This window comes from Mycobacterium sp., assembly GCF_049585075.1.
In the GTDB taxonomy this organism is placed as follows: Bacteria; Actinomycetota; Actinomycetes; order Mycobacteriales; family Mycobacteriaceae; genus Mycobacterium.
Map to the genome: position 1 here is coordinate 1 of NZ_JBAUZA010000192.1, position 11,729 is coordinate 11,729.

An 11,729-nucleotide genomic window follows, 5' to 3' on the forward strand; every position below is an offset into this window, starting at 1 on the left:
GCGTCGGCAGCGCCCGCACCGCGTGCCGGGTGCTGACCATGATCGGGAAATACGCCGCGAGGAACGTGATGAAGACGATCCCGGTCTCATCGGTGGGAAACAGCAGGATGGCCACCGGCACCACCGCGATCGCCGGAATCGGCCGGGCCAGCTCGGTCAGCGGACCCAGCAGATCGCCGATAAGCCGCGACCGGCCCAGCATGATGCCGGTTGCCACGCCCACAACGGCCGCAAGCCCGAACCCGGTGAGGATGCGGATCAGCGACTGGGCCAGGTCAAGCCAGTAGGCGTCGGTACCGAGCGCGCGCGTCAACGCGCCAACGATCTCGGTGACGGTCGGCAGCGTGTCGAATCGCAGCCAGAGACGGACGTGTCCGGCGGTGAGCAACTGCCACAAGCCAATTGCGGCCGCAACCGAAACCAACCGCAGCAGCCGTGACCGCCACACCGCATCGGGCCGTCGCGGCTTGACGACTGGGTCTTTTGGGGCCACCGGCACCGCGACTTTCGGGCCTTCGATCCCCACTTCGATGGCGGTCACACTGCACCTGCCAATGCCTGCTGGTAGTCGATGGCGCTGCTACCCGGGTGCGCGGCAACGTAGCGCTGCGCTCCTGCGATGGTGTCGAACGGCAAGTAGTTCGTGCCGTCACGCACCCAGGCTGACTTGTCCGCGAACCATCGAGTGCCCAGCTCACTGTCGGGGACATAGGCGGCGCGCACGTGCGCACCGCGGGCGGTCGCGTCGCGGACGGCTTTGAGCAGGCTGCCCGGATTGGCGACCGGCTGGGTGGTGTCCGATCCGTCCAGCCAGAGCTCGCTTCCCCGTGCCGCCGGGGTGGCGCGCAACGCCTTGGCGTAGGTGAGCTTGCGGTCGGCGAACACTTTCCGCAGCGGGCCGTCTTGCACGAAATTCGCCACGTCGAGGCTGGCGAAGTCGCCGATCGACTTCAGGTACGGCACATCGTTTTTCAGCGCGTCAACCAGCGACGACTTGAGCGTGGTGTCGAACGACGTGCCGCCCGGGCCGTTGTAGAGGTAGACGACCTCTTGCGGCAGCCCACTGCCCTGGGCGACGATTCGCGCCGCTTCCAGCGGTTGTGAATTGATGAAGTCGGTTGCGTCGAGCTGAGCCTGCAGGAACGCGTCAAGCACCTCGGGGTGGGTGGCCGCATATCCACGACGCACCACCACGCCGTGCAGGGTCGGGTAGTTCAACTCCGCGCCGTCATAGAGCAGCTTGGCCTTGTCCTGGTAAACCAGCAGGCCCGGCCATGCAACGAACTGTGAAAGTGCCTGAGCCTGCCCTGATTCCAGCGCAGAGGCGCCGACCTGAGGTTGTTGGTTGAGCACTTCCACGCCGGTGCTGGGATTGATGCCGGCGCCTGCCAGCGCTCGTACCAGCGTCCCGTGACCGGCCGACCCGACGCTGGCCGAGATTTTCTTACCGGCCAGGTCGGTCACCGCGGTGGCCGTCGAATTCGGGGCGACCACAACCATGTTCAGTGCGCCCTTGGCGTTGTAGCCAGTCACCGAGACGATCTCGGTGGCCGCGCGCGGGTTCGCCTGTGTCTTGGATCCGTTGATTAGCATCGGGTAGTCGCCCATCGAGCCGATGTCGATCTTTTCGGCGACCATTTGCGCCGTGATCGGCGCGCCGGTGTCGTAGTCCTCCCACACCACGTGGTAGCGGGTACCGGTGCGCTTGGTCACGTCGGCCAGCCGATGCTCCAGGTAGCCCTGAGCCCGCAGCAGCGTGCCCGCGGTAACGGTGTTGATGGTTTTGGACTGATAGCCCACGACCACGTTCACCGCATTCGCGGAGTCCAATGCGCAGCCGGCGGCGACCACGGCGAACGCGGCCGCAGCCGAGGCCGGCCTGGCGACGGATTTTCTCATGAAATATCCTAGGGGACAGTGAATTTCAGTGGATTTCAGCGAATCAGGTAGGGCATATTGACCGTCACTGCGCCCGTCGGACAACGGGCTGCGCACGGGCCGCAGTACCAGCATTCGTCGACATGCATGAAGGCCTTTCCGGTGTCGGGATTGATCGCGAGTGAGTCCAGCGGACAGATCTCGACGCACAGCGTGCAACCGTCGATACACAGCGACTCGTCGATGGTGACGGGGACGTCGGCGCGGTGGTTGACCAGCGTCATGGCGTGCTCCTTATCAGGTTGCCGCGCATGGTGATTCGATCACCACGCATCCGGATGTACTCCAGGTCGATAGGTGTGCCGTCGTCCAGACTGGTGAGCCGCTCGAGCATCAGCAGCGCGGCTCCGTCCGGCACCTGCAGCGCGGCCGCGGAGTGCGCGTCGGCGGGGATAGCCTCCAGGGCCAACGACGCCGAGCCCAGACGGTGGCCGGTGAGCTGCTCGATCAGCGCAAACACGTCGTTGGTCTCCAGCGGCTGGGCCAGGACCTCGGCGCCGACATCGGGTGTCAGATAGGTCAGGTCGAGGCTCAACGGCAGGCCGCCGAGATAGCGCAACCGTTCGATGAACACCACCTGCCGGCCCGGCTCGAGTCGCAGCCGCTGTGCCACTGACGGCGGCGCGGACACGACCATTGCCGCACGTACCTCGTTGCGGACCTCGCCGTAGGTTTTGAAGGTTTCTTTCAGCCCTAGCAGCGTGTCGAGTCGGTGGTCGTATTTGCGCTGCGCGACATGTGTGCCGACCTTCGGTCCGCGATCGATCAGCCCTTCGTTCTTCAGTGTGGTCAGCGCCGCCCGAATGGTGTTGCGAGACACCGAGAACTCCGCCGCCAGGGCGAGCTCAGCCGGCAGCCCGTCGTCGTAGACGCCGGAGTGGATCTGGTGGCGCAGCACGTCGGCGACCTGACGAGCGCGATCGGCCCGCGGTTGGCGAATCGGCAATGGTACGGCTGCGGCCACGCCGTCACGCTATCGACGTTGGCGGGTCTGCCCTGGCCAGCCGACTACGTTCACACCGGCACGCAGCGCATTGCGCCGCCGCCAACTCCGCCGCTACCAGCCGAAACCCGCAGCGTGCCGATCATTGCGCCACCTATCGGCGAACACCCAGTTTCCGATCCGCCTGAGCAAAATGAGCCTGCCTATTAGCGGTTGATGGCCTGCGTCTGTGCCATCGCCACCTGAGACGCGTTGCCCTGTCCGTTCGCCTCGGCAATCGCCTGCCGGGCCGCGGTAATCCGTTTCAGCGCTGCTTCGGTGAAAACCGACAACCCTAAGTCGGGGTCGTATCCGTGGATCTCCTTGACGTCGAGTTGAGCAAGGAAATACACGATTTCCTTGGAGACGACCTGCCCCGGAACCAGGACCGGGAAGCCGGGCGGGTAGGGCACGACGAACGTGGTGGACACCAGAACCTTGCCCTCGGCGAGCCGCCGCCCGGCCTCACCGACCAGGACGTGCTCGCGGTCGGACTCCTCGTATCCGGCGTAGAACGCCGCGCGCATGTCACCGAATGTGCTTGCGCCGCCTGGTCGGAACGCTGCATCGAATTTGCTGAAGTCCGGCAGTGGCGGCAGATCCTCGGTGATCTCCTCCACCCGACGTTGGTGCAAAGCGCGATCGTCCCTGCTGGCCGCGCCCTGGATGCGATCGAAATCGGTGGCCACCCGACGCAACACATCGAGCAGATAGTGCACGCTCGACCAGGTGACACCAATGGTGAAGATCAACAGCACGCTGTTGATCGACGTCTTGTTGATCTGGATCCCGAACCGGTCCATCAGGATCTTCTCGCGAAAGTCGTATCCGTTCATGCCGGTCTGACCGAGATACAGCGTGACCCGCGTTGGATCGAGCACGAACTGATCCGAACGCCATGCCTCGTTCCACTCCGCCAACGCGCCCTGCCGCACCTGACGATAAGAGCTGACCGCTGAGAGCCGGAATTCGTCGGGCACCAGATCGGACTCGTCGAGAATACGGAACCACTTGCCGATCAACCGGTCTTTGCGAACCCGGTGACGAAAGACCAGGGCCATGTCATAGACGCTTCGGACCAGCTGGAACCCTTCGATATCGACTTGCCGGCGTGCCAAATCCAGCGACGCCAACAGCTGTTGGTTGGGCGACGTCGACGTGTGGGTCAAGAACGCCTCGAGGAACATATCGCGGGTGAGCGCTTCGAAAGCCTGGTCGCGGACGTGGATCATCGACGCCTGCCGAAGCGCCGACAGCGACTTGTGGGTGGAGTGGGTGGCGTAGACCCGCACGCGCGCCAGGCTCGGGTCGGGCATTAACCGATGGTCGATCCACTCCGAGCGATCGACCCCGTGCATCTCGGCGCACCACGTTTGGTACTCCCGCGCATAGGCCGGAGACGACAGCATCGTTTCGAGGTGCTCGGCGGCGACCATCGCAGTGCGCTGGCGCGCCCACGGCACCGCGGTGGCGAACGCGTACCACGCCTCGTCCCACAGGAAGCAGATGTCCGGCTTGATCGCCAGCACTTCCTCCATCACCCGCCGCGGGTTATAGACGACACCGTCGAAGGTGCAGTTGGTGAGCAGCAGCATGCGCACCCGGTCCAGCTGTCCGGCCGCCTCCAGATCAAGCAGTGCCTTCTTGATGACGGGCAGCGGCACAGCGCCGTAGATCGCATACGGCTGCAGTTCGTAGGCGTCCAGATACAGCGGGTAAGCCCCGGCGAGTACCAGGCCGTAGTGATGCGACTTGTGGCAATTGCGGTCGATCAGCACGATGTCGCCGGGCCGGGTGAGCGCTTGCACGACGATCTTGTTGGCGGTCGATGTCCCGTTGGTGACGAAATACGTGTGGTCGGCGTTCCAGGTTTTGGCTGCCTTTTCGATCGCAGCCTTGATGTTGCCGTGCGGGTCCAGCAGCGAGTCCAGCCCGCCCGAGGTGGTCGACGTCTCGGCCATGAAAATGTTGCGGCCGTAGAACTCGCCCATGTCCTGCAGCGATTTCGAGTTGAAGATGCTGGCGCCGCGCGCTACCGGAAGGGCGTGGAATTGACCGGCCGGCCGTGCCGCATAAGCCCGTAGTGCATCGAAAAACGGTGTGGTGTAACGACTTCGGATACCGGCGAGAACGGTGCTGTACAGATCAGTGACGTCGTTGAGCCGGTAGAAGGTCCGGGCGTAGACGTCGGGCACATCCTCGGTTTCGGCGGCGATCGATTCGTCGGTGAGCAGGTAAAGGTCGATGCTCGGCCGCAGCTCGTGGATCCATTCGCCGCATTCCTCCCAGTCGTGGGTGCGGTCGGTGGCCACCACTTTGTCGTTGACGCCGAGCAATGAGTTCATCAGCGGGACCCGGTCCCGCGACCGCAGCGGAATGTCGTGGCGAATGATCGCAGCCTGAATCTCCCCGTTCAACGCGACCGCGGTGATGGCGTCCTCGACGCTAGTAACGATCAGGAATTCGATTTGCATGTCGTCGCTGTGATTGCGTAGCGCGCGCAGCGATTCCGCCAAGCCCTCGGGAGCCGTCGGCGGGGAATCATCGGCGAGCAGAACCGTGTAGAACTGCTGTTCTTTGGCCCGCGCCACCAATTCCTGATCGGCCAACGACGTCGATGTGTCGAACAGCGCTGCGCGGTCGCCGTATTCGGACAGTAGCCGCACCGCGAGCGACACCTTCTCCTCGAGGCTCACCGTGGCCAGGTTGTCCAGATACTCGCGGAATGTCGCCAAGTTCTCCGCGCCGGGATATATCCAATAACGCTCATAGGCGCTGAGGCGGTTGATCAGACGCTTCGCCCTGGCCGCTTCGTGGCTGGTGTCCAGCCCGGCCCGGTCGACCACGGCGAGCTGATGGCACGCGTCGTCGAGCAGGTTCCAGGTATCGATGCGCGAGTACGACGGGTTCGCCACCGCCGCCAAAGCGGAAACGTGAAGCCGCCTCGGGCGCCTGCCGTCTCGGTCCATCTCGCCAGTGTTCTCCCACATCGAGCGGCGCGAGGCCGTTTTGGAGGCGTCGGCTTAGTCCTCGAATTCGTCGTCGGCGTCGTTGATCCTGCGGTCGCCGCGAGTGATCTCCATCCACCGCCGAACCGGAAGGTCCCAGCGCTTAGGCGCCGCCTCGGTGACGTCGGACAGTGATCGCACCACGGCCTGCGTCAGCGCCATGATCGCGGCCATCACCGGCAGTAACGGCCGGAATGGCGTGGCGGCGGAGCGAACCGTGTCGATGCGACGGGCCAGCAGAAGGCGCTCGATCGCGTGATAAAGCCATGCCCCGACGCCCAACCCATAGATCGCCAGCGCCGCCGCGATCGCCGCCTGCCCGTAGGCCGCGCACAGCACCGCGCCCAGCACCACCGTCGCCGCGAGCACGGCGGCAATGACGACCCGCAGCTCCAGCCGAGTCATGACCGGTGTTCGCGAACCGCTTCTCGGACCGCCTGCGAGGCCGCCCGGATCTGCGGTGTCACCAGCATTACTTGACCCAGCACCCCGTTGACGAAGCCCGGGGAATCGTCGGTGGACAGCTCCTTGGCCAGCTCGACCGCCTCGTCGACAGCGACCGGGGCCGGCACGTCGTCGGCATGCAGCAGCTCCCACACGGCCACCCGCAGGATGGCCCGGTCCACCGCGGGCAGTCGGTCCAAGGTCCAGCCCTGCAAATGCGAGGCGATCAAATCGTCGATGTGTGCCGCGTGCTCGGTGACACCGCGGGCCACCGTCGCGGTGTAGGGGTGCAGCGGCGCAATATCGGGCTTCGTCTGCGCCAGGGCGGTGCGGGAGTCAGCCGCATCGGCCGGTGTCACCCCGCGGGCTTCGGCTTCGAACAACAAGTCGACCGCACGCTTACGGGCCTGGTGGCGTCCTTTAACAGGCCTCGCCGGCTCGTCAGGCACGGCCCAGGTAGCTACCGTCGCGGGAGTCGACCTTGAGCTTGTCGCCGGTGTTGACGAACAACGGGACATTGATCTGCGCCCCGGTTTCCAGCGTCGCCGGTTTGGTGCCGGCGCTGGATCGGTCGCCCTGCAGACCCGGCTCGGTGTGCGTGACTTCGAGCTCGACGGTCACCGGCAGCTCCAGGTACAGCGGCGCCCCGTCGTGGAAGGCCACCTGCACCGGCATCCCCTCCAGCAAAAACCGCGACGCACCGCCAACAAGTGACTCCGGCAACGGGTGCTGCTCGTAGTCCTGGCTGTCCATGAACACGAAATCGGACCCGTCGCGGTAGAGGTAAGTCGTGTCACGCCGGTCCACGGTGGCGGTTTCCACCTTGACGCCCGCGTTGTAGGTCTTGTCCACCACCTTGCCCGAGATCACGTTCTTCAGCTTGGTCCGCACGAACGCCGGTCCCTTGCCGGGTTTGACGTGCTGGAATTCGACGATTTGCCATAGCTGGCCGTCGATCACCAGCACCAGTCCGTTCTTGAAATCGGCAGTACTTGCCACAGTCCCTGAATCTCCTACACGATCGCCAGTTCCTTGGGGAACTGGGTGAGTAACTCCGGTGTGTGTCCATGAGCCTGGCCCGTGTCTGCCACGACCAGCGTGTCCTCGATGCGGACGCCGCCACGGTCGGGTAAATAGACGCCGGGCTCCACGGTCACCACGGAGCCCGCCAGTAGTGTACCGGCGGCCGAGGCGTTGATCCCTGGCGCTTCATGGATCTGCAGCCCTACCCCATGGCCGAGGCCATGCCCGAAGCGCTCGCCGTGCCCGGCGTCGATAATGACGCGGCGCGATGCTGCATCTATGTCGGCCAGCTCCGCGCCGGCATGCAAGGCATCGCGACCGGCTCGTTGTGCGGCGCTAACCAGGTCGTAGATCTCGCGTTGCCAATCGGCGGCCTTGCCAAGCACAAACGTCCGGGTCATATCCGAGTGATAGCCGCCGACCAGGGCACCGAAGTCGATCTTGACGAAGTCGCCGGCGGCCAGCACTGCATCGGTGGGCCGGTGATGCGGGATCGCCGAATTCGCACCGCTCGCCACGATCGTCTCGAACGAGACGCCGTCGGCGCCATGGTCGAGCATCAAGGCCTCCAGCTCGCGGCCGACCTCGCGTTCGGTCCGGCCGGGCCGCAACCCGCCGCGTGCCACCAAGTCCGTCAACGCGGCATCGGCGGCCTCGCAGGCCAACCGCAACAGCGCCACCTCGCCGGCGTCCTTGACTTCGCGAAGCGCCTCCACCGTCTGCGAGGCGCGCACCAACTCGGTTCCGGCCTGCGCTAGTTCGTCGGCCAGCGCGTCGAAGCCGTCCACGGTCACCACATGGCTCTCGAAACCCAGCCGCTGCACGCCCGCGGACGCCGCCCACCTGGCCAGGTGACGCCCGCAGGCCCGCTCGATGGCCACCTCCAAGTCAGGTGCCTGCTGGGCGGCCTGAGTGCGGTAGCGGCCGTCGGTGGCCAACACCGGCGGGCGGTCGTCGGCAAATACCAGCAGCGCCGCATTGGACCCGGTGAAACCGGACAGGTAGCGCACGTTGATCAGGTCGCTGACCAGCATCGCATCCAATTCGGCCGCACGAAGTCGCGCCCCGAGCGCGGCTCGCCGCTGGGAATGTGTCACGCACGCTGACGGTACTCGCTACGCTGTGGCCCCATGACTAACTGGATGCTGCGCGGCCTGGTCTTCGGCGCTGCGATGGTCGTCGTACGCCTGTTTCAGGGATCGCTGATCCAGGTGATGCAGACGCAGGCCGGGCTGATCAGCATCGTGCTGCTGATCCTGTTCCTGGCCGGCGTGGTCTTTTGGGGGGTCAGGGACGGCCGCGCCGACGCCGCCGCTAACCCGGATCCGGACCGCCGTTCCGATCTGGCGATGGTGTGGCTGCTCGGCGGCCTGGTGGCCGGGCTGCTCAGCGGCGCGGTGACGTGGGTGATCGGGGTGTTCTACAAGGCGCTGTACGTCGGTGGGCTGATCAACGAGCTCACCGTGTTCGCGGCCTTCACCGCGTTGCTGGTTTTTCTGGGCGGAATCAGCGGCGTGACGCTTGGCCGCTACCTGATTGACCGCAAGGGTGCCTACAACCCGCAAGGCGGCCGTGAGGAAGATCGAGCCGACACCGACGTTTTCGCTGCGGTCCGCTCCGATGAGGCCGGCACCGCGGAGGGCGGGGCGTTGCCCCATGAGCAGCAGTCGGCGGTGGCAACGGCCGAGCGTGAGGGACACGGGGCGCCGCAGGCTTACAGCGAGGAATCCGAAGAGACAACCGAGGCCATCCGCCCGGGCCACAGCGAGGACACGACCACCGAGGTCACCAAGCCGCACGATGCCGAAGCCACTGAGCAGATCCCGACTAAGGGCGACACCGAGCGCACCGAGCCGACGACCAAGCGGGACGAGGGCTAGCGGGAGACGCTGGCCAGATAACGCAGCGCCAGTAGATAGCCCTGCACGCCGAGGCCGGCGATTACCCCGGTCGCGATTGGGCTCAAGTAAGAGTGGTGCCGAAAGTCCTCGCGCGCATACACATTGGAGATATGCACCTCGATCAGCGGCGCGTTCAGCTCTGTGCAGGCGTCCCGCAGCGCCACCGACGTGTGCGTCAGCCCGCCGGCGTTGAGGATCACCGGTTCTCCGGCGTCGGCGGCCAGGTGAATCCAATCGAGCAACTGAGCCTCGCTGTCGCTTTGCCGCACAACGACTTTCAGCCCCAGCTCGGCGGCCTCGCCTTCGATCATCGCGACCAGGTCGTCGTGGGTGGTGTCGCCGTAGACCTCCGGCTCCCGGCGGCCCAGCCGGCCGAGGTTGGGCCCGTTGATCACGTTGATGTTCATCTGCCCCCCACCTCCGCGTATGCCGCTGCCAGCAGCGCCGGATCCGGGCCCTCTAACCGGCCCGGCTTGGCCAGCCCGTCGAGAACCACGAACCGCAGCACCCCTGACCGGGTTTTCTTGTCGCCGGCCATGTACTCCACGAGTTCCGGCAAGGCGTCGGCGTCGTAGCCGACCGGCAAACCCAGCGAATCCAGGATGCTGCGGTGACGATCGGCGGTGGCGTCGTCGAGTCGCCCGGCCAGCCGGCCCAGCTCGGCAGCGAACACCAAGCCCACCGAAACCGCTGCGCCATGGCGCCATTGGTAGCGTTCCCGGCGCTCGATCGCGTGGCCCAGGGTATGGCCGTAGTTGAGGATTTCGCGCAGCTGCGATTCCTTCTCGTCGGCGGCGACGACCTCGGCCTTGACGGCGACTGCCCGCCGGATCAGCTCCGGCAGCACTTCACCCGACGGGTCCAACGCTGCCTTCGGGTCGGCTTCGATCCGATCCAGGATCACCGGGTCCGCGATGAAACCGGCCTTGACGACTTCGGCCATACCGGCCGCGATTTCGTTGGGCGGCAACGTCTGCAGGGTGGCCAGGTCGACCAGCACACCGATCGGCTGATGAAACGCACCCACCAGGTTCTTACCGGCCTCGGTGTTGATACCCGTCTTGCCGCCGACCGCCGCGTCGACCATGCCGAGCAACGTGGTGGGCACATGCACGATCGACACACCCCGCAGCCAGGTCGCCGCGGCGAAACCCGCGACGTCGGTAGCAGCGCCGCCACCGATGCTGACTAATGCGTCCTTGCGGCCAATGCCGATGCGGCCCAGCACTTCCCAAATGAACCCGACGACGGGCAAGTCCTTACCTGCTTCGGCGTCTGGGATTTCGATGCGATGCGCGTCGATCCCCGTGGCGGCCAACCGAGTCCGGACCTCCTCGGCGGTTTGGGTTAGCACCGGCTGATGCACAATGGCGACTCGGTTCCGCCCGGCAAGCAGTTTGTCGAGCTCGCCCAGCAGACCACTGCCGATCACGACTGGATACGGCGGGTCGACGGCCACCTCGACGGTGACCGGTGTGTCCGAATCGATCATTTGCCGGCCTCGGTGCGACGACGGGCGGCGGCCAACGCCGCCGGAGTGGCGGGAGTAGGCGGTGGCCCGGTTAAGGATTCGGGTGTGGTCGGGGTCAGCGAAGACGGCGCACGACGCCATGGCGGCCGGCGACGGCCGCGACCGGGTCCGCAGCTTTGCGGGTCTTGCAGGCGCGCCACGATATAACGCACGACGGCTCCGGGATTGCGCCGGTTGGTGTTGACCCGGATGGTGGCGACTTGCCGGTACAGCGGAATGCGCTGCGACATCAGCGCTTTGAATTTGGAGTACTTCTCGGCCTGGTCTTTCGCCGCCAGCAACGGCCGCACGGTGTTGCCGCCGGTGCGCCGCACCCCTTCGGCGGCGCTGATCTCCAAGAACACCACGGTGTGGCCGGCCAGCGCAGTGCGTACACCGGGACTGGTGACCGCGCCGCCCCCCAGCGACAGCACACCGTCATGCTCGGCCAGCGCGGCGCGCACCACGTCTTCTTCGATGCGACGGAACTCCTTCTCGCCATCGGTGGCGAAGATGTCGGCGATGCGCCGCCCGGTCTGCTGTTCGATTGCCACGTCGGTGTCGAGCATCGTGACGTCGAGTGCCTTGGCAAGCCGTCGCCCAATCGTGGACTTACCCGAACCCGGGAGTCCAACCAGTACGACCTTGGGCGCCATCGCTTTTAGCCTGACACCCGGATATCGGCGGCCGGTTCACGCTCGGCGACCGACCGCAGGTAGGACTCGACGTTGCGGCGGGTCTCGGCCAGCGAGTCGCCGCCGAACTTCTCCAGCGCCGCGCGGGCCAACACCAGCGCGACCATGGTTTCGACGACCACACCGGCGGCCGGCACCGCGCACACGTCGGAGCGCTGGTTGATCGCGACGGCCTCGTCACCGGTCGCCATGTCGACGGTGGCCAGCGCCCGCGGGACGGTCGAGATC

13 protein-coding genes and 1 pseudogene are annotated in these 11,729 nt (G+C 65.8%); 1 reads left to right on the top strand and 13 read right to left on the bottom strand.

Going from position 1 to position 11,729, the window contains the following annotated elements; translation table 11 throughout:
- The 9 genes from WB785_RS09090 to WB785_RS09130 all read right to left on the bottom strand — a co-directional run.
- A partial coding sequence (locus WB785_RS09090) for an ABC transporter permease (RefSeq protein WP_424078608.1) occupies nucleotides 1–532 on the bottom strand: 532 nt, incomplete at its 3' end.
- A gap of 5 nt (nucleotides 533–537) precedes the next feature.
- Nucleotides 538–1,899, bottom strand: a complete 1,362-nt coding sequence (locus WB785_RS09095) for an ABC transporter substrate-binding protein (protein ID WP_424078591.1) — start codon at nucleotides 1,897–1,899, stop codon at nucleotides 538–540.
- Nucleotides 1,900–1,934: 35 nt separating this feature from the next.
- On the bottom strand, nucleotides 1,935–2,162 hold the full coding sequence (locus WB785_RS09100; RefSeq protein WP_424078592.1) for a 4Fe-4S dicluster domain-containing protein: 228 nt from the start codon (nucleotides 2,160–2,162) through the stop codon (nucleotides 1,935–1,937).
- On the bottom strand, nucleotides 2,159–2,902 hold the full coding sequence (locus WB785_RS09105) for a GntR family transcriptional regulator (protein WP_424078594.1): 744 nt from the start codon (nucleotides 2,900–2,902) through the stop codon (nucleotides 2,159–2,161). Before WB785_RS09105 ends, WB785_RS09100 begins: the two co-directional genes overlap by 4 nt.
- A 185-nt stretch (nucleotides 2,903–3,087) precedes the next feature.
- Nucleotides 3,088–5,889 carry an aminotransferase class I/II-fold pyridoxal phosphate-dependent enzyme gene (locus tag WB785_RS09110; RefSeq protein WP_424078595.1) on the bottom strand — a complete coding sequence of 934 codons (2,802 nt, stop codon included), beginning with the start codon at nucleotides 5,887–5,889 and terminating at the stop codon, nucleotides 3,088–3,090.
- Between the two features lie 54 nt (nucleotides 5,890–5,943).
- Nucleotides 5,944–6,333, bottom strand: coding sequence for an antitermination protein NusB (locus WB785_RS09115; RefSeq protein WP_424078597.1), 390 nt, complete (start codon nucleotides 6,331–6,333; stop codon nucleotides 5,944–5,946).
- Complete coding sequence (gene nusB, locus WB785_RS09120) at nucleotides 6,330–6,821, bottom strand: transcription antitermination factor NusB (protein WP_424078598.1); 492 nt, start codon at nucleotides 6,819–6,821, stop codon at nucleotides 6,330–6,332. Before nusB ends, WB785_RS09115 begins: the two co-directional genes overlap by 4 nt.
- Complete coding sequence (gene efp / locus WB785_RS09125) at nucleotides 6,814–7,371, bottom strand: elongation factor P (protein WP_424078600.1); 558 nt, start codon at nucleotides 7,369–7,371, stop codon at nucleotides 6,814–6,816. Before efp ends, nusB begins: the two co-directional genes overlap by 8 nt.
- Nucleotides 7,372–7,385: 14 nt before the next feature.
- A complete protein-coding gene (locus WB785_RS09130) occupies nucleotides 7,386–8,492 on the bottom strand; it encodes a M24 family metallopeptidase (RefSeq protein ID WP_424078602.1) in 1,107 nt (368 codons plus the stop codon).
- A gap of 33 nt (nucleotides 8,493–8,525) precedes the next feature.
- Here WB785_RS09130 and WB785_RS09135 point away from each other — a divergent pair, with 33 nt between their 5' ends.
- Complete coding sequence (locus WB785_RS09135; protein WP_424078603.1) at nucleotides 8,526–9,275, top strand: B-4DMT family transporter; 750 nt, start codon at nucleotides 8,526–8,528, stop codon at nucleotides 9,273–9,275.
- Here the strand turns inward: WB785_RS09135 and aroQ are convergent.
- From aroQ to WB785_RS09155, 4 genes and pseudogenes are all read right to left on the bottom strand, one after another.
- Nucleotides 9,272–9,703, bottom strand: coding sequence for a type II 3-dehydroquinate dehydratase (gene aroQ, locus WB785_RS09140; RefSeq protein ID WP_424078605.1), 432 nt, complete (start codon nucleotides 9,701–9,703; stop codon nucleotides 9,272–9,274). The genes WB785_RS09135 and aroQ overlap by 4 nt on opposite strands.
- Entirely contained in the window at nucleotides 9,700–10,788 is a 1,089-nt protein-coding gene (gene aroB / locus WB785_RS09145) for a 3-dehydroquinate synthase (RefSeq protein ID WP_424078606.1), read from the bottom strand. The genes aroQ and aroB overlap by 4 nt, the downstream gene beginning before the upstream one ends.
- Before the next feature lie 158 nt (nucleotides 10,789–10,946).
- Nucleotides 10,947–11,462 (bottom strand): annotated as a pseudogene (locus tag WB785_RS09150) (shikimate kinase); the annotation flags it as partial.
- Between the two features lie 5 nt (nucleotides 11,463–11,467).
- Nucleotides 11,468–11,729: chorismate synthase (locus tag WB785_RS09155; protein WP_424078607.1), on the bottom strand; the 262-nt coding region annotated here is incomplete at its 5' end.